Genomic DNA, 18,190 nt, shown 5'->3' on the forward strand with positions numbered 1-18,190 from the left:
TCTCACGAGGTTGCGCAACGCAATTTCGGAAGGCGCACAATCAGCTATTTGAGACGGGCAATCTCTTGCTCGCAGTGCTGCAGCTCGAGCTGTTCGTCCGACACCCGACGTCCCAAATACGCCTGTCGAGCCTGCGAAGATGGCGTCCTGCAGGCCGAGGCTCCGGCCCGGCTGATCGAGGGCGGCCTGCCGACGGAGGCAACCGTCGCCCAGGTTCTGGTGTCCAAATATGCCGATCACCTGCCGCTGTACCGGCAGGCCCAGATCTATGCCCGCCAGGGCATCGCTCTCGATCGATCGACACTGGCGGACTGGGTTGGGCATGCCGCCTTCCATCTGCGCCCCCTGCATGAGCGCCTTCTCACTGTGCTTCGCGCGAGATCCAAGCTGTTCGCCGACGAGACGACGGTGCCGGTGCTCGATCCCGGTCGAGGGCGCACCAAGACCGGCCAGCTCTGGGCTTATGCCGCCGACGACAGGCCCTGGGGCGGCCTCGATCCGCCCGGCATCGCCTACGTCTATGCACCCGACCGCAAAGCCGAGCGGCTGTTCAGCCATCTCGCCGGCTTCAAGGGCGTCCTGCAGGTCGATGGCTACAATGCCTACCCAAAGCTTGCCGAACGTGGCGAGGTGGAGCTCGCCTTCTGCTGGGTGCACATGCGGCGCAACTTCTACGAACTCGCGACAGCCGGCCCCCGCTCCGATCGCGAGCGAGGCGCTCAAGCACATCGCCGCATTCTATGCGATCGAGAAGGAGATCCGCGGCTGCAGCGCCGAGGAACGTCGCCTCGTGCGGCAGCAGAAGAGCCGGCCTCTGGCCGACGCCTTCGAGGCCTGGTTGCGCGCCAAGCTGGCTCTCATCAGCCAGAAGATCAAGCTCGCCGATGCCATCCGCTACGCCCTCTCGCGCTGGCAAGGACTGACGCGCTTCATTGACGACGGCCGGATCGAGCTCGACAACAACACCGTCGAACGATCGATCCGCGGTATCAAACTTTGCCGTAAGAATGCACTATTTGCAGGATCCGACGGCGGCGCCGAGCATTGGGCCGTCGTCGCGTCCCTGGTCGAGACCTGCAAGATCAACGACGTCGATCCGCTCGCCTACCTCACCGACGTCCTGACCAGGATCGTCAACGGACATCCAAACCGAGACATCGACCTGCTACTGCCCTGGGCCTACCGCGATCAAGCCCTCAAAGCCGTGGCCTGAGAACGACGCTTACAGCTGACACGACGCACGTGCGGATGAAGCCTCGAACAGATCGCCAAGGAGTTGCCACTTACCTTGTCGGCTGGCGCGGATATTTCGGCTTCTGCCAAACCCCGTCGGTGTTGAGCGCACTCGATCAGTGGATCAGGCGGCGGTTGCGCGCCATCGCCTGGAAGCAGTGGAAGCGTGGTCGCACCCGCTTTGCCGAACTGCGACGCCGTGGCGTCGGCCGGGATCTGGCGGCCCAAACCGCCGGCAGCCCACATGGCCCTTGGCGGCGAGCCCTGCGCTTAACATTGCCTTGCAAACTGTCTTCTTCAGGTGACTCGGCTTGGCTTCCGTCGCGGCCCCGAGACCCGCATAATCCACCGAACCGCCGTATACGGACCCCTACGTACAGTGGTGTGGGAGGGGCGACGCCGCGAGGCGTCCCCTTTCCCGATTTGGCCTTGCGAACGTGCGCATATTTTTTGGCCACGGCGGCTCGCCGGAATGTCCGCCTTCTCGGATCGGTTCGCATCGTATGCACGAACTGCGTCGGCTAGACTGGACCGCGCCAACTACGATCGGGCGCCCTACAGCTCAACTGGCCCACTACTCAACCGAGTTCGCTGAATTATGCGCACTGCCACCGTAATTAATGGTCCAATGTGTTTCTTATCCAACTTGTTGCAACCGCCACGTTGGCGTAGATGCCGTATCTTAATCGATGCGCGCAGCCTTCCCCCCAGCTCACAACGCCGATGAGTCGGCGCGTGCCGTCGACAGCGGCGCTGAGCGGTCCTCCGCTATCGCCCTGGCAGGAATCGACGCCGCCGTTTTTGTTACCCGCACAGATCATCGCCGCCGTAATTCGTCCGTTATAGCTTTCTTTGGCATTGCATACATCATTCGGAACTATCGGTACGTTTGCACCAAGTAGATCAGTTGTCGTATTTCCACCCTGGAATATTGCACCCCATCCAGTCACATAAGCATCCCCTTGATAGCTCGATCCCTCTGCCGCCAGAGAAATCGGCTCGCCCAGTGTCGTGTCCCGCTCCAGTTGAAGCAGGGCAAAATCATAATCGTTACGCTCGGCGTTCCACTTTGGATGAATGATGACGTTAGTAACCTTCACGCGCTCGCCGCCTGCGGGCAAAAAGCCGGTGCCCTCGACGACGTGCAGCGCGCTTGGGTCTTTGTTTACGATGAAATTATCGACGCAATGTGCTGCCGTGAGAACCCAACGCGAAGATACAAGCGAGCCTCCACAGAATAGGAAGCGTTGCGGCTCCGGGGCGACTGCTCTTACAAGTCCGACCTGCCACTTGTTCTGTTTGAAGTCCACGGGATTGCCGCCAATGATGCGAGGGTCGATTCGAATTGAGTCCAATATCAACTGTTGATCGCTACTTGGGAGCTTTGCTTGCTTTACAATGTCCTGCACTCGGTTCTGCAAGCTTTCAATGTCCTTGTTTAAAACTTGCGCACCCGCAGGCACAATCAAGAACCAGCCAATTACCGCCAAGCCAGTAAATACTCGCATATTCACTTCTCCCAATTGTGCCGACTGCCGAAGTTGAGGCGGCCAGCTAAGATAATCAAACCTTCCGCACAAACTCAACCATTGCGGGCGCGCGTTCGACCGCGTAGGATGAGCGCCATAGGGTATCTGACGGGGCAACTTGCGGCTGTTTTGCCTGCTCGTCGCTTATTGTGTCGCATTAATTGAAGAATACGTTCGCGATTTTCAAATCCGGAGAGGTGCTGTGAGAAGTTTCTCTAGCGATCGATTCGTGCAGGCTGGGGCTGCGTTGCTTTTTCTCACTGTTTGGGCTCACACCGGTCCAGCAAAGGCTGATGGAGCGACTTCGCCAACGAAGACCAACTTGTGCCCTCCGCAGCCAGTGCGCACCAATGCGATGGATAATCCAAGCAAGCATGCATGGGATTTATTTGCGACATTGGTCCAACCGGCGGTCGCGACTGACGGGAAATCTCGTGGCATTCCCGATTGTACGCGCCGTCCTGGGGAGGCCGGAACGACTGCCGTTTGGGAAACGTGGAAGCTGGCGGATAGTGAGGTGTTCAAAGAGGACGGAAGTTTTCCATCGGATTGGACCGACGCGAACGACGCTAGGCATTTTTTTGGTCAGGCGCCTGGGCAGCAGAGCTTCCACGAGCAGGCTGCTATCAGCGCTAGATTCAATGCGACCGGAGAGGGCGTCTTTGTTGGCGGAGTCGGGGGGCTCGGCGAAACCTATATGAACCAAGCAACGTTCGATTTCATTCGAAAGAACTGTCTGTACAGCCAAGACGGTGTAGCGAGATATGCGAATGCCAACTCATCGATAACGTTTCCTCCCGAAAGCATCGAGGTAAAGGCAGCTTGGGTGCAATTCACTGATGCTGAGATTGCATCAGGCGTACCGGGTACTTTTTATTCAATCACTCTCTATGTAAAGGAAGGACAACTAAATCCTAAACAATCACCGGGAGCGACTAAAGTCGTTTTCGGACTGCAAACACTTCATATCATCACAAAAGACATCCCAAACTGGTTTTGGGCGACCTTTCATCACAAGATTTTCGCAGGTACTCCGATTCCAAACCAACCTGGGAGAGAGTTTCCGGACACGGCGGGAATGCCCGCCAGCCTCGCTGGGACCGTTTGGGAAAACTATAAGCTGGGTGGAACGCAAACCAATTTTGTGGATTCGACGGGGACGCCCGTTGTGCTGTCCGACGCCCATATCGAAAACGGCTTCGTAAATTCCTCGTGCATCAGCTGCCATTCATACGGCGGCTGGGACAAGAAAACCGCCAGCGTCAGATTTTTTAATCCTCTAAGCTCCGGACTGTTTCAGATCGGCGTCCCAAATCAAGAACCGGTGCCAGTGGGTTCCGTTCTTGCTAAGTCACTGAACGGAACGCTCGTTCCGTTGAAGGATTTTCCGCCGACGAGTTTGCAGGTGGTGCGCAGTGGCGTGTTCGACAATTTCGTACAGACCGATTTTCTTATGTCCATACCCTTCCGTGCTCGGTCAGAAGCTGCACCGCCTCCCAAGACCTGCCCTTTCTTGAAGTGAGAATTGCGCGATGCTCTCTAGGCACAACGTTAGAATAGCGCTGTCGGTCTGTGGGGCATCACTGCTCGGATTTCCGATGGCTGCTTCTATCGGTAACCAGAGCGGTGCGGCGCGTGCAGCAACATTACTTCCACTCACATTTACCGATGTCCAAGCACAAGACGGTCGAAATAAAGTTCTTTCGGCTTGCGTGCTTTGTCACAAGGCGGATCTTTCGGGCGGCGTCGGTCCACCCCTTAGGGGTTCTGTGTTCACCCAAAAGTGGTTTGGTGGCAGCGTCGCGACCCTATTCACTTTCATCAAGACTAACATGCCGAAGAACGCGCCTGGAACGTTGAGTAACGCTGAGGTGAGTGCATTGATCGCATTCATCTCGAGCAAAAACGGAAAAATAGCTGGCGACGTGGTCCTGCCAAGCGACCCATTGGCTCTTGCCGGAATGGGGTTCGATCAGCTTCAATCGCAGACACCGGCCTTGGCAAACGGTGCGAAGTAAGCAGCTAATGCGCATCGTGGCAGGTCCTCTGGGGTTCTCTAGGCCATACAATCTGTCCCGCCCCGCTTGCAGGTTTGAGTAGCGATGTCCCGTATTCAAATTCAATCATACAGAGATGGGCCCGAGCATCTAAGTTGGTTTCTGTGCCTTCGCGGGTTGGGAACGGCGCAAGCCATTATATTTGCAAAGAAATCACAATCGGTGCGAGTCTGTGGGGGCGTCTGCTGCGGAGAGCTGGTCCCGCTTGTCTGAACAGACTTTCCGCGTCGATAAGTGGAGCCTCTGCCGAGATTAGGCCGCCGCGCGGAGCGGCGGAAGGTTGAAAGTAGGCTTGATCCGGGGTCATGTCGTCAAGGCTCGAAATGGGCCTTCGTGCGTTGTAGAAGCAGAGATACCGGCCGATCGAATGTCGCGCCTCGCCGACGGTTTCGTAGGCTCGCAGATAGACCTCCTCGTATTTTACGCTGCGCCATAGCCGCTCGACGAAGACGTTGTCCCGCCAGGCTATCGCCCTCCAGCGCCCCAATGGAATCAAGCACTTAGTATCCTGTTGCGATATCGCCAAATCAGAGTTTTCCGCGCTTTCATACGACACCGCGCCCGGGGACACGATCATGTACGCTCGCCGACGCGCGAAGCAAAGCCTCCTCGAGGCAACAGCAATGTTGATATTGCCTCGTTCGGGACGGATAATCCGGGTTTGGCACGGCCTCGAAGAGGTGGAGGGTTAGCGACGGTCCTTCGTCCAGATGACCTCGTTCCTCCGCACGAAAAAGTGGCTTCTGCACCCATTGATCCGCCAGATAGATGGATGCAACGTAGCTGCGTGAGCCCCGTCGAAGCTCAACTTCCACCGCGGATCGTCATCTCGAATCAGGCTCAGCTGGATAGCGGCGCCGCAGCCGCATGGACACAATAAGGCGGCCGACCAAGGCTCCGCTGCCGCTCCCACCAGGTACAGTCTATTCGGCTCCAGGTCGTCGGGGAGATCCTCTATGTGAGTGGGAGTGACAAACTCTTTCAGCCCGAGCCATTGTCGGATCCGAGGCCAAAGCCGGTTCATGCCGCCGCTCCGACAGAGCTAAGTTCGGCCCAATCCAAAAGAGGTTCGACGTCTCCGCGGCCAAGATTGCGTGAGAGCATAGAACACGGCGCTCCCTCGCTTTCGTGTTCGTAAATCCCGTGACTTAGGCTGATGCGGTGCACGGCAAAGCTCGCGTTGGGGTCGTCTCGAAAGGGGTGCAGCCTCGCCAGCAGTTCACCGACAGCAAGGCTTGCAATCAAGCCATTCAACTGCACGACTGCTGGACGATCCTCCCGTACGCCTTTGATATATCCTTCCTTCATGAGCGAACGATAGGCTATCGGATCGGTTCTGTAGAGCCCGGCTGCTCGGACTTGCTCCATATTGTAGACGCCTCGACTGAACAAGCTCGATCCGCCGAGGTGCGCTACACGTCAACAGCGCGCAGACCTACGAAGCCGCTGCCCTCGCCGGCCTTGGCCCGCTTCAGGCGCCACTCTTGGGGATTGGCCGATACTTAGAGAGTGGAGCGCTTGTGGAGATCATACCCGATTTTCGTCGCCGGGCGCTCGCCGTGTCCCTCGTCGTAGCATATCGGAGCAATCTGTCGCGTCGAGTCCGCGCATTCATGAAATGGATCGAAGATGTGCTGACGCCGTATCTGGAATAGCGAGACGGACATCTTCGTCCGGCCCTCGAAATCAACATTCTGAAATTATGTCTGCCGGTCGGCGGCCCGGCGGTCCAACAGAAAGCGCAGCGCATCCCGAAGGCGCTGCGGCTTGCGATGGAAGGGCATACATAAATAATCTGCTGCTCATTCACGCCTTAGCGTCCAGCGACCCATTGAAACCGACCCGCTGGGCTTCTGTTGCGACATCGTCAAACCAGTGTTCACGAGGCTTCTCGTACAGATGTGTAGTGGCCGGCGCGGAGCGCCGGCTCGTCCATCAACCGCTGGCGGACGGATTGTCGCGCACAGCCCAGACGCCGTGGTTCGACCCAGGAACCGTCGCTGGTTGGGGCTTTCTTATTCCGTTGGTTCGATGACCCTTGCGTCGAGCCTCCAAGAGCAAGCACTCTCGCGTGGGTGAGCTCCGCAATCGCGCGTCGAAAAAGCACTGTCAGAAAAACGCTTACTTCTGACAGTCCTCCCGTTCCGGCATCCAAGCAGTTCAAAACTGAACTCGCTTCTCAGCTCCCGTCCGGCGTCTGGATCCCCGCGGATTTCCTCCCTGTCGGCTGGCGAGACACCGTCGATGATGCCCCGTGGCGCCTCACCAGCGCTGGCGAGATACGCGACCCGCTGGCCTGTGGTGGGAAGAGCACGCCGAGTCTGCCGTCTCGGCCAAGATCGGGTTGGACAGGATACCTTCGCCCTTTTCCACGAGGAATCAGCCAGCCGGCAACGGGAATCGCGGCTCCGTCGAGGCATTAGGATGGCCGCCCCGGTGCGTCGGAGTGGTGTAATTATGTTTTGTCCTATTTTATTGAACGTTTTCGTGTTTATGCATCCATGTTTTGTGGGAACGGAGACCACGATGCCAAAGCATCAGACCTCGCTTGAAAAGATCGAGCGCAAGAAGGATGACGCTCTCTTCCTAGTGTGTGAGTTCACCAAGCTCGGCCGTGAAGATCAGGCCTTGCGCGCGCTTCGCACCGCTCGGGGCAAGGGCCGTCTCGTACGGCTCGGCCACGCCCCATGGCCGTGCCAGTCCCTCGAAGCTGACGCCGGATGGCTTCACCGGCGCGGCGCGTCAGGCGCTCGACGAGCGTGGCGTGAAAGGGGAACCTACCGAAGCCGAAAGTGCCCTATGATGAGGGCCTTCTCGACTCAGAATCCCGTCAAACCCGGTCGTCCCTCAAGGCCGCTTCTCGTAAAGGTCCTAATCATCATCCATGCAGGCACATACACCAGGTCGTCGCGGGAGGCATAAATCGGCTCAACCCGGGCATTTGGTCCGGCCGGCTTCGGAGGCTTACGGCTGCCGCATTTGCTGATGAAGGCGGCGGCTCATGGCGCTGTCGATGGCTGCCTCGCGCTCCTGAGATCCTAGCCTTGCAGGGCGCCGTCGTCTGAGGTCGGCAGTCGGCCGGCATCAAGCTCGGTCGCGAGCTGATTGGCGAGTTCGGCCTCGCAGCCGCGCTCATGGGCCAGTGCGAGCAGATCGACCATGATCCGGCAGGCTTTCCTGTCCGGTAGCCGTTCGCGCAAGCAATCGAAGGTTCGGCGATAGGCATCGCGCGGGAACAGCCGATCACGGTAGACGAGATTGAGCAGCGCCATTGGCTTGCGTCGCAAGGAATGGATCACGTGCCGATAATCGACGACCTGGTCGTGCTTACCGTTGGGATGCGGCCGCCCACGCGGCAGGGTGACGAGATGGGTGCCGCCGACAAACACGTCGAGACGATCGTCGTAAAGACGCGCCCGCAGTTGGTGCCCGATTAAACGCGACGGCACGGTGTAAAACGCCTTGCGCAAGGTGAAGCCGCCGCTTGACGTCACGCGGACAATCACCTCCTCGTAGTCCGAGGTGCGGCGATCTGGCAACGCCTGCAGGGTGGCGCGCTCGTGGTCGATCCGCTTGGCGTTGCGGGCATTGCGGCGGCTGACGATCTCGTCGATGAAGCCTCGATAGGCGGCAAGATCATCGAAGTCGGCAGTGCCGCGCAACAGCGGCGCATCGGCGATTGTCCGCTTGAGATGGCCATGCGAGCTCTCGATCGCCCCGTTCTCGTGGGCGATGCCGCGATTGTTGCGGGAAGGCCGCATGCCGTAGTGGGCGCAGAGGTCCTCGTACCGCCTGGTCAGATCGTCCCTCACATTGCGATCGAGATTGCAGAAGGCGGCCGACAGGCTGTCGGTCCGATGCTCCCGCGGTGCCCCACCGAGCGACCACAGGGCATTCTGCAGCCCTTCGGCCAATGCGACGAAGCTCTCGCCACCGAGCACGACATGGGCGTGTTCAAACCCGCAATAGGCCAACCGGAAGTGATACAGGCGATGATCGAGCGGCACGCCAGCGATGGCGACCCCAAGCTCGCCCATATCGGTGAAGTCGGACAGGCCGACCTGGCCCACTTCGTGGGTCTGGCGGAAGATGACCTCCTGCTCCTCGCCGTGGATCGCCCGCCAGGCGCGGATCCGGCGCTCGAGCGTGCGGCGGATTCCAGCCCCCAGCTCAGGATGGCGTCGGAGCATCTCCTCGAAGATCGCCACGGGCCGCACGCCGGGAGCCGCCTTCAGCATCGGCACGACCTCCAGGCCGAAGACGTTAGCCAAGGGATCCGGCCGGCGCCTTTGCCGCGGTGACTTCTTTTGCGACGGAAGACGCAGATCCTTCTCGAGCCGATAGGCGGTCGACGAACTGAACGACGCCTTCGCGGCCGCCTCTGGCGGCGAATTGGTTTGACGGAACCTCATGTAGAGCCTCATCTGGTGATCGGTGACATGGCAGCCTGGCAACGGGTGATTCCTCTTTGGCGAGAAGAACCATCCATCACCGGCCAGCCGCGATCACCAGACGGCGCGGTCCGCTCGGATCGCGCCGTCGCCGGGCTCGTAACTCCGGTCGGGCTACGCCCTCCCTGCGTCACGAGCCCGGCGAAGCTCTCTCATCCTGATTGACGCTGCACTTCCATCCTGATTGCCGCGCCGCATTTGCACCCAATCAGAATGTCGGCCGGCGTGGCAAAGGAGGGCGCGCAAGCAAGCCGACAAGCTGGCTTGCGAGGCGTGGAAGGGACCGACCCCGCCGTCACCTACGATCGGCGACGCGATCAATGTCGGTTATTCTTACTTGGAAGTTCGGTGCCTGGGGTGCGACACCAATCAGACAGTGGCGCTCGACATCATCAGGCGTGTGAAGACCACGCCGGTGCATGAGCTAGATGTGGTCTTTCAGGAGGTTGTCAATCTGGTCCGAACCCAGGAAGCTGAAGTTGCGAATCTTCAGTGTTCCACGGAAAGACCAGATGAGCAGCCACAAGAAGGCTGCCCTGACGCCGAAAGGTCGAGAGGCCATGGTGCGGTGTGTGGAAACGGGACTGAGCAATGCACGCCGCCGCGCGCCAGTTCAACACCACGCCGAAGATGGTGGCCAAATGGGTCGAACGGCCGCACAATCTGCGCAACGTTCCGGCCGCGCTTGCATCGATGTCCGCGCGCCGCAGCTTGGCCCTCAGCAGATGCCGCCTCCAGAACACCAGCACATATACAGCAGCGTAATAGCCTTTGAAGAAGCCTCCCTCCTGATGCCCGTGTACAGGTGGGTGGCGTCGAGATCGAGGATGATCTGCGGCGGGATCACTTGGACGACTCCAGGAACAGCTTCAGGGGCGTCCCACCACTGCACTGCGCTCTGTCGTTATCAGGGCATTCCTTGAACCACCAAATTCTTGTTGCAAAAGAACGCCTCGCCGATTCGCGCCCCGATGCTCCTCAACAATGTGAAAAATGCACGCTGCGCTTAGGAGAGGCCCTTGCGGCACCCGCTGAGCTGTGCGTCATGAACGGAACGCTGCCATTGTAGTTCAGCGCTCGCTTGCGGGCAGCAGACCGATCAGCGCTTTAGCCTCGGACTTCAGAACTAGAATCGCAGCCTTCCGAGCATCTGCATCAAACCGACTCCGAATGGCGGAGACCGAGAGAGCGCCGCGCAATTGGCCATGAACGTCGATCACAGGCACAGCTGCAGCCGCGACCTCAGGATCCCGCTCGCCGATCGAGACGTAGAAGCCACGATCTCTGACCTTCTTTCCATCAGTTGATGCAGAATCGCGGTAGGCGGTAAGAACACGGCCGGCAGCGCCGCGGTCAATCGGCAGTCGGTGACCCTCTTCGAGGTGATGCCGGACCGAACGCGGAGAATTGACGCGATAAAGGCAGATGCGCTCGTCGCCCTCCGCGATGTAGAAGGATGCGGTCTCTCCGGTAGCCTCGACCAGACGATGGAGCGAGGGTCTGATCAGGTCACCAAGGTCGAGCCCGCGCTGATAGAGCGCCCCAAGGCGCCATAGCTCCGGTCCGGGTCGAAATAGCCGGTTCGTACCCCGCACCAGGAAGCCATCCGCCTCCAGAGATGCGGCAAGGCGAAGGACTGTGCTCTTGTAGAGGTCAGTCGCATCCGCAATCTCCGTCAGCGTCATCGCGGCGCGCTCCGGGTCGAATGCCTTAAGGATTGCCAGTGCCCGCGCGACCGCATCAACCCCTGTTCTTACCATGGATGCCTCTGGTTCTGATCTGCAGAACCGATAGTCAAAATGACGTCAGGAGTCCACCCAAGCTAGCGCGACAATCCTGCACATCAGAATACGATTGACTCCTCATGAGAACGCGAGCTACTCGGCTCCAGGTTTCAGAACAAGTTCTATGGAGCGAAACAATGGGGCGGCCAGGACTTGCCGTGGACTTGCACGACGTCATGATTCGCTTCGGCGACTTCACGGCAGTCAAAAGCATGAACCTCCAGGTGGCCGAGACGGAATTCGTTGCAGTGGTGGGGCCGACCGGCTGCGGAAAATCGACCATTCTCAACACTGTTACCGGACTGCTGAAGCCCGCCGCCGGCGACGTTCGCATTTTCGGCAAGTCTCTTACGGGCCTGAACGGTCAGTCCGGCTACATGCTTCAACAGGAAGGGCTGCTGCCATGGAAGACCGCCCAGGACAATGTCGGCCTCGGGCTCGTCTTTCAGGGCAGGTCGGTCGCGAAAGCGCGCGAGCAGGCACGGCCCTGGCTCGCCAAGGTCGGATTGAAGGGATTCGAGGAGCGCTATCCACATCAAATGTCCGGCGGCCAACGCAAGCGCGTTGCGATGGCACAAACCCTGATCATGGAGCCCAAAATCGTTCTCATGGATGAGCCGTTCTCCGCGCTGGACGTTCACACACGCCGACTCATGCACCGCATCCTGCTCGACCTCTGGCAGGCGGACCGGCGCTCGCTCATCTTCATCACCCATGATCTCGATGAGGCGATCACGCTGGCGGACCGCGTCGTTGTGATGTCTGCCGGTCCCGCCAGCCGCATGGTTGCCGACGTCAGGATCACGCTCCCTCGTCCGCGCGATGTTTCTGCGCTGCAGACCACCAACGAATTCGTCGCGCTCTATCGTGAAATTTGGTCGCTCCTCGGCGCCGAAGTGGAGAAAAGCTATGTCACGCAGGGGTAGGGTCGCTCTCACGCAGTTCGCCATCCTCCTTGGCATGATCCTGATCTGGGAATTGGGCGTCTGGGCCGGACTGATCGATCCCTTCTTCTTTCCGGCACCGTCCACACTTGTCGTAAGGATCGGGGAGTGGATGTCGAGGGCGGACTTTTGGAGCGATATTGGCATAACATTGCTGGAGACCGTCCTGTCGTTCCTGGCTGGCATCGGGATCGGCACAGCACTTGGGATCTGGCTGGGCTTAAGCCCATTTGCTGCCGAAGTCGTTCAGCCCTTTATCAAGATGTTCAATGCAATCCCGCGGATCTTGCTTGGACCCATTTTCGTCATCTGGTTCGGATTGGGCCTCACCTCCAAGGTTGCGCTCGGCGTCACGCTGGTTCTATTCGTCGCATTCTTCAATACGTTCCAGGGCGTCCGCGAGGTCAATCCGGTCGTGCTGGCGAATGCCCGCCTGCTGCGTGCATCGAAGTCGTCCCTGCTACGGCACGTCTACCTGCCGTCCGCCACGACCTGGATTCTGTCGAGCCTGCGGGTGTCCGTCGGCATGGCTGTGATGGGAGCCGTGGTCGCGGAATATCTCGGCTCGTCCGCAGGATTGGGGCACTTAATTGCGCAGGCCGAAGGCGTCCTCGATGCGACCGGAGTGTTCGCAGGAATTATCGTTCTCTCCGCCTTCGTCGTTGTCCTCGATGCCATTGTTGACTGCGCGGAAAAGCGGCTCCTGGTCTGGCGGCCGGCGCCTGCGCACGAAAGCTGATCGTACGCTCTCCCATCAATTATGGAGGTTCGCATGCACGTTTCCATAAGATTGACGCCGGTGGTGGCGACGCTGGCCGCATTCTCGGTCATTTTGGCGCATGCCACCGAGCCCGAGAAAACAAAATTGAAGATCGCGGTGGGGTCACAAATCCTCAACTATATGCCTGTCGAACTTGGAGTGAAGCTTGGCTCCTTTAAGGAAGAAGGCCTTGACGTTACCGTCGAGAACTTCCAGGCCGGTGGCTCAAAGGCTCTGCAGGCCCTGATCGGCGGCTCCGTCGACGGGACTATCGGCTTTTACGATCATACCATTCAGATGCAGGTGCTGGGTAAGCAAATTTCCTGCGTGTTCCTGCTGAATGACATTCCCGGCGTCCTGCTCGGTGTCCGCAGCGACCTCGCCGACAAGGTCAGAACCGGCGCCGACCTGAAGGGTCTCAGGCTCGGGATCACGGCGCCGGGGTCATCGACGGAGAGTATGGCGCGCTACTACATCAAGAAGTCAGGTTTGGGTTCACGCGATGTCAACATCATTGCCGTCGGCAGCGGCGCACCGGGCATGGTGGCGCTTGAGGCCATGAACGTCGATGCCCTGGTCTATTTCGATCCCATCGCGACGCTTCTCGCGCGCAAGAAGAACACGACAGCGCTGTTCGATGCGCGCACGATCGAAGGCTCAAAGCAGGCCTTCGGCGGGTCCTATCCGACCGCGTGTCTCTACCTTCAGCAGACTTTCATCGACAAAAATCCCGAAACGGTCCAGCGCCTGGTCAACGCCTTGCTCAAAACTCACCGCTGGATCAACGCAACGCCGACGGAGCAGCTCGTCGATACGATTCCTCCTGGTTACAAGACTGACAATCGCGAGGTGAATATCGAAATCATGAACGCATCGAAAGCGCTCTTCTCGCCAACCGGACAGATGGACATGGAGGCGGCCAAGGTCCCGTTGGCTGTCCTAAGCGACTTTGATCCAAAAATTGCTGCCGCAAAGATCGACCTGAACAAAACCTTCACCAATCGTTTCGCGGAACGCGCCGCACAACAACTGAAATAGTTGCCCGCCGGCCAAGGCCTGACCATCGGATCACCTAAAGGAAGGCGTCTTCAGATGTCTCTGCCGCTCACCGGCATCCGCGTCCTGGACCTGTCGAACGTGTTGGCCGGTCCGTTCTGCGGTTATCATCTCGCGCGTCTTGGCGCGGAGGTCATCAAAGTCGAAAATCCGAACGGCGGCGACCTCGCGCGGCGCCTCGGCGCCGATCCGCAAAGGGCAGAGCGCCTGCAGGGCCTCTCTTTTGTCGCGGTGAACGCCGGCAAGCAATCCGTGGCGCTGGACTTGAAGTCGGAATCGGGCCGCGAGGTATTCTTGCGACTCGTCAAGGAAGCCGATGTGGTGCTCGAAAACTTCCGGCCGAAGGTGATGGAACGGCTTAGCCTGGGCTTTGATGTGCTCAGCAGGCAGAACCCGCGTCTCGTCTACTGCGCGATCTCCGGCTTTGGGCAGAGCGGGCCGTGGTCCGCCCGTCCAGCCTATGACCAGATTGTTCAGGGTCTGTCTGGTGCCATGAGCGTCACTGGCGATACGGCCTCGGCTCCCCTGCGCACGGGCTTTCCGATCTCGGACACGATTGCGGGACTGACTGCTGCCTTTGCCATCGCCGCGGCTCTGGTCGAACAGCGGCATAGCGGCCGCGGTCGGTTCATTGACGTGTCCCTGCTCGAAGCCACCGTTGCAGCGATGGGATGGGTCGTCTCCAACCACCTGAACGCTGGTGTCGAGCCGCAGCCCATCGGCAACGAGAACTTCACCGCGGCTCCCTCCGGCACGTTCCGCACCGCAACAGGCCCGCTGAACATTTCCGCCAACGAGCAGAAGCAGTACCAAGCCCTATGCGACCTGATTGGCCGACCGGACCTGAAGACGGATCCACGCTTTGCTGAGCGCGAGATGCGCAAGGTCCATCGCGCAGCGCTGAACACGGAGTTGAACCAGGCGTTGAGTTGCAAGCCCGCTGAAGAATGGGAGGCCCAAATGAATCTGGCTGGAGTCCCCGCAGGCTGCGTGCTGACGGTCTCCCAAATCTTGCAGCAGCCACAGCTCCTCGAGCGCGGGTTCGTCGAGACTTTGGCCCCAGAACAAGATGGTGCGCAGCCGTTACGAATCATGCGGCCGGGCTTCCGGCTGGATGAGGAGTTTTCGGTGCCTTCACCACCTGCGACGCTCGGAGCAGACACCGAGCGATGGCTGCAGCGGCTCGGCTATTCGTATGCGGAGGTCGAGCAGCTGGTCTCAACCCGGGCCGTCGGGACGCCAAAGCAACGGGTGGCTGATTTCCTGCCCGTCCGCGTAGCCGCGGACGGACCAATATCATGATATTCGACGGCTTGCGGCGATCGGCAATGGCAGGGTTGAAGGGGTGGAACCGCATATGAGCGAAGAAGAATTGCGGCAGCAAGCGGCCCGTTGGTGGCGAACCTCCATCTGCGACATCGCGCCCGGTCGCATCGCCTATCGGGGTTATCCAATCGAAGATTTGATCGGCCGGATTTCCTTTCCCGCCATGATCTGGCTGATGTTGCGCGGCGATCTGCCGACGCCAGCGCAGGAGCGGCTGCTGCAAGCTGCGCTGGTCGCGTCCGTTGACCACGGTCCGCACGCGCCCTCCATCGCAATTGCGCAGATGGCGGTGAGCTGCGGGCTGCCCCTGAATGGTGCGATGGCGTCCGCCATCAATACACTCGATGAGGTGCACGGCGGAGCAGGGGAGCAGGCGGTCGAACTCTACGAAGATGTGCTGCGGAGGCGCGATGGCCTAGAGATCGGCGAGGCCGCGGCCGCCGCAATTGACCATTTCACTGCAAGGCGCGGCAAATATCTGCCCGGCTTCGGCCACCGGTTTCATTCGGTCGACCCCCGCGCCGCACCGCTATTGGCGCTGGTGGATGACGCAAGTGCTGAGGGCAGTGTCAGCGGCGACTATGCCAAGGCCGCCCGCGCGATCGAGCGGGTGATGCAGCAGCGCAAGGGCAAACTCATCCCAATGAACATTGATGGCGCGACCGCGGTCATTTACGGCGAGCTCGGATTCGCGCCGCCGCTGGCGCGCGGCGTCTTCTGCCTGTCGCGAGCGGTCGGAATCCTGGCCCACGCCTGGGAACAGACCAGGCGCAAGGATCGTAACAAGGGACCGATGCCCAAGCAGTTTGGCTACAAATATGAGGGACAGCCGCGCCGCACGCTGGGAGGCCCGTCATGATGTATCTCGACAAGCCGCCTCAGCTGGCTGACCCGCGTGTTCTCGTCGATGCCGCGGAATTTCGTCGCCGTGGTGTTTCCTCGAAATGGGCCGGATGCCAACCGCGGAGGCCATCGGTGGATTGTTTCATCGAGGGGCCGTCGTTCGACAAGTCCGGGGATCTCTACGTCGTCGATATCCCCTTCGGCCGCATGTTCCGGATTTCGCGCGACGGGATCTGGCCTCTGATAATCGAATATGACGGCTGGCCGATTGGTCTGAAGATCGCACCTGATGGCCGGGGGCTGGTGGCCGACTACATGAACGGCCTCATCGAGCTCGATCCGCAGCGGGATACTATCAGCCCGCTACTGGGGCACCTCAATTGCGAGTCCTTCAGAGGCTGCAACGACCTGCATATCGCGACCAACGGCGACATCTATTTCACCGATCAGGGGCAAACTGGATTGCACGATCCGACCGGCCGGGTGTTCCGACTGTGTCCTCACGGCCGGCTCGATTGCCTGATTTTGAACGGCCAAGCCGAACGGGCTGGTGCTCAGTCCCGACGAGGCCGTGTTGTTCGTTGCAATGACGCGCGACAACAGCATCTGCCGCGTGCCGCTGATGCGTGACGGCGGGTCGGGAAGGTGGGACGGTTCAGCTTGTTCTTCGGGGCCAGCGGTCCTGACGGGCTGACGATGGATAAAAAAGGGCGGCTCTTTGTAGCGCACGCCTCCCTCGGCCACGTCTTCGTCATGGCGCCGAACGGCGAAACGATTGGGCGCATCAAGTCCTGCGGTGGGGCGACCTGCACGAACCTCGTATTGGAGGCGGCAAACGGCACATTGCTCATTACGGAAATCCTCTACCGGATCAGTGTTGATGGCTGATCTCGATCACCTCCCTTGAACGTTCGCCAGCAGGAGTGCCTCAGTAACTCGCATTGTGTGGGAAGCACGAAGAACGACTCGGCTATCGTTTGTAAGGCTGGGCCGGGCTTCGCCCGCCAACTGCGCTGCCGACCTGGCTCCGCGCTTTTAACCGGGCAGGTTTCGGCTCGCGGTCCACGAGCCTTGAGAACACCATCGTATCGCGTCGCACTATGAAGAACGATTTGATGGCTGATACAAGCCAAAAAGGTCGAAGATGTAACCCGCTCGCAGTGGGAGTAAGCACCGCATCGAGGTTCTCAATTATCCTCGGCCGCGACGCACGCGTTGGAGCGTTCGTTTTGAGAACCAACAAGCAGCAGGATTTGCTGCTTTGAAAGTCTTTACTGACACGCCGAGTAGCGCTTTCACTGTGTGGAGGAGAGGTCGCAGCACTGTCTTAGCCTCTTGCGCGCGCGCAATCCTCCAACCCGATATCCCCTCTCCTTGTAGAAACGGTGTACCCGTTCTAAGGCCGGATAGCCATCAGGGGCAACGCAACCTCAATCATCTGCCAGCCTCGGCGCTTCGCCTCCGAATGTACCGCCTCGAGCAGATGCCGACCGGGCTCAGAGCACACCGTACGCTCCAGCTGCTCTCACGGCCAGTACAGCCGAGATGGCAGCGATCCCTACAATCTGCCCGGTGGCTTGTTCCTCGATGACAAAAATGAAGCCCTCTTCGGGATCCTGAATCAGGCGCAAAGCAGCCTGCTTTGCGCCTTCAAGGCTGAACTCTGGACCGGGGCCACCTAATTCAGAAAGTAGCTTTCCGACGGCTCTTACGATCGCGTTCTCATCTCCTGGCAGCCTTTGCGCAAAGCCGTGCCCCCGTGGGGCAAACCTTGCGCTTCAGCGCCAACACGAACACCCGTCACGTTAGTCCCTCCAGTCCCACTTGAGGATATCCATGTTCAGAAGGATCAGCGAACGCAACTGAGAGCAACTATCAAGCTCGATAGGGAATAGGACGTCCGCACTCGCTATAACCAACAGAGGTGAGGTAAGTGCAAGCTGTTGCCGTTCTCAGAGTCGATTGCGGCTTGACATGCTGCGAACTCATGATGGACCTTTTTCGATTAGAAAGGAAATCCACGAGACGGCACATTCGCGCGTGGGCAGGCCGGCCATGCCGATCAAACATTTCGTAGGAGTGATTGCCGGTCATCACTCACGAGAGTCGATTCAGTACATCTTGCAGCATGATAATCGCCGTGGCATAGGGCGCGTCAGCTCGGCGCGTCTGAAGGTGAGATTCCCCACAGTCGTGTGCGTCACTCG

The 18,190-nt window shown here is 59.5% G+C and carries 11 protein-coding genes and 7 pseudogenes; 12 read left to right on the forward strand and 6 right to left on the reverse strand.

Annotated elements, in window-relative coordinates:
• Positions 1-105: 105 nt before the first annotated feature.
• Positions 106-1,213 (forward strand): annotated as a pseudogene (gene tnpC / locus IVB19_RS37975) (IS66 family transposase); the annotation flags it as partial.
• A gap of 35 nt (positions 1,214-1,248) precedes the next feature.
• On the forward strand, positions 1,249-1,758 hold the full coding sequence (locus IVB19_RS37980; RefSeq protein WP_247822224.1) for a group II intron maturase-specific domain-containing protein: 510 nt from the start codon (positions 1,249-1,251) through the stop codon (positions 1,756-1,758).
• A gap of 92 nt (positions 1,759-1,850) precedes the next feature.
• On the opposite strand, the gene IVB19_RS37985 is transcribed toward IVB19_RS37980, so the two are convergent.
• The gene (locus IVB19_RS37985) at positions 1,851-2,741 is read right to left on the reverse strand and encodes a serine protease (protein WP_247822225.1); all 891 of its coding nucleotides are present in this window, start codon (positions 2,739-2,741) and stop codon (positions 1,851-1,853) included.
• Between the two features lie 376 nt (positions 2,742-3,117).
• Here IVB19_RS37985 and IVB19_RS37990 point away from each other — a divergent pair, with 376 nt between their 5' ends.
• Together IVB19_RS37990 and IVB19_RS37995 are read left to right on the forward strand one after the other, a co-directional pair.
• A complete protein-coding gene (locus IVB19_RS37990) occupies positions 3,118-4,284 on the forward strand; it encodes a hypothetical protein (protein ID WP_247822226.1) in 1,167 nt (388 codons plus the stop codon).
• A 76-nt stretch (positions 4,285-4,360) separates the two neighbouring features.
• The gene (locus IVB19_RS37995) at positions 4,361-4,780 is read left to right on the forward strand and encodes a c-type cytochrome (RefSeq protein ID WP_247822227.1); all 420 of its coding nucleotides are present in this window, start codon (positions 4,361-4,363) and stop codon (positions 4,778-4,780) included.
• 322 nt (positions 4,781-5,102) lie between these two features.
• Here IVB19_RS37995 and IVB19_RS38000 read toward each other — a convergent pair.
• Together IVB19_RS38000 and IVB19_RS40915 are read right to left on the reverse strand one after the other, a co-directional pair.
• Positions 5,103-5,285 (reverse strand): annotated as a pseudogene (locus tag IVB19_RS38000) (integrase core domain-containing protein); the annotation flags it as partial.
• A gap of 222 nt (positions 5,286-5,507) precedes the next feature.
• On the reverse strand, positions 5,508-5,843 hold the full coding sequence (locus IVB19_RS40915; protein WP_524536792.1) for a ubiquitination-like system serine protease family protein: 336 nt from the start codon (positions 5,841-5,843) through the stop codon (positions 5,508-5,510).
• 382 nt (positions 5,844-6,225) lie between these two features.
• On the opposite strand from IVB19_RS40915, the pseudogene IVB19_RS38005 reads away from it, so the two are divergent.
• A pseudogene (locus IVB19_RS38005) lies at positions 6,226-6,474 on the forward strand (LysR substrate-binding domain-containing protein); the annotation flags it as partial.
• 1,404 nt (positions 6,475-7,878) lie between these two features.
• Here the strand turns inward: IVB19_RS38005 and istA are convergent.
• Positions 7,879-9,273, reverse strand: a pseudogene (gene istA / locus IVB19_RS38010) (IS21 family transposase); the annotation flags it as partial.
• Between the two features lie 181 nt (positions 9,274-9,454).
• Between istA and IVB19_RS38015 the strand changes: the two are divergent.
• Positions 9,455-9,700 (forward strand): annotated as a pseudogene (locus IVB19_RS38015) (hypothetical protein); the annotation flags it as partial.
• A gap of 250 nt (positions 9,701-9,950) precedes the next feature.
• Here the strand turns inward: IVB19_RS38015 and IVB19_RS38020 are convergent.
• Positions 9,951-10,111 (reverse strand): annotated as a pseudogene (locus IVB19_RS38020) (IS1380 family transposase); the annotation flags it as partial.
• 229 nt (positions 10,112-10,340) lie between these two features.
• Positions 10,341-11,030: an IclR family transcriptional regulator gene (locus IVB19_RS38025; RefSeq protein ID WP_256474635.1), complete on the reverse strand. Its 690-nt coding sequence runs from the start codon at positions 11,028-11,030 to the stop codon at positions 10,341-10,343.
• A 161-nt stretch (positions 11,031-11,191) separates the two neighbouring features.
• Here IVB19_RS38025 and IVB19_RS38030 point away from each other — a divergent pair, with 161 nt between their 5' ends.
• The 6 genes and pseudogenes from IVB19_RS38030 to IVB19_RS38055 all read left to right on the forward strand — a co-directional run bounded on the left by IVB19_RS38030 (position 11,192) and on the right by IVB19_RS38055 (position 16,890).
• Complete coding sequence (locus IVB19_RS38030; protein WP_247822229.1) at positions 11,192-11,980, forward strand: ABC transporter ATP-binding protein; 789 nt, start codon at positions 11,192-11,194, stop codon at positions 11,978-11,980.
• Positions 11,964-12,737 carry an ABC transporter permease gene (locus IVB19_RS38035; protein ID WP_247822230.1) on the forward strand — a complete coding sequence of 258 codons (774 nt, stop codon included), beginning with the start codon at positions 11,964-11,966 and terminating at the stop codon, positions 12,735-12,737. Before IVB19_RS38030 ends, IVB19_RS38035 begins: the two co-directional genes overlap by 17 nt.
• Positions 12,738-12,770: 33 nt before the next feature.
• Positions 12,771-13,796: an ABC transporter substrate-binding protein gene (locus tag IVB19_RS38040; RefSeq protein WP_247822231.1), complete on the forward strand. Its 1,026-nt coding sequence runs from the start codon at positions 12,771-12,773 to the stop codon at positions 13,794-13,796.
• Positions 13,797-13,850: 54 nt separating this feature from the next.
• Complete coding sequence (locus IVB19_RS38045) at positions 13,851-15,116, forward strand: CaiB/BaiF CoA transferase family protein (protein ID WP_247822232.1); 1,266 nt, start codon at positions 13,851-13,853, stop codon at positions 15,114-15,116.
• Positions 15,117-15,171: 55 nt separating this feature from the next.
• Positions 15,172-15,999, forward strand: a complete 828-nt coding sequence (locus tag IVB19_RS38050) for a citryl-CoA lyase (protein WP_247284006.1) — start codon at positions 15,172-15,174, stop codon at positions 15,997-15,999.
• Positions 15,996-16,890: pseudogene (locus tag IVB19_RS38055) on the forward strand (SMP-30/gluconolactonase/LRE family protein). The gene IVB19_RS38050 and the pseudogene IVB19_RS38055 overlap by 4 nt, the downstream one beginning before the upstream one ends.
• The last annotated feature ends 1,300 nt before the right edge of the window (positions 16,891-18,190 follow it).

The sequence above is a fragment of the Bradyrhizobium sp. 187 genome (genome assembly GCF_023101005.1).
GTDB lineage: Bacteria > Pseudomonadota > Alphaproteobacteria > Rhizobiales > Xanthobacteraceae > Bradyrhizobium > Bradyrhizobium canariense_D.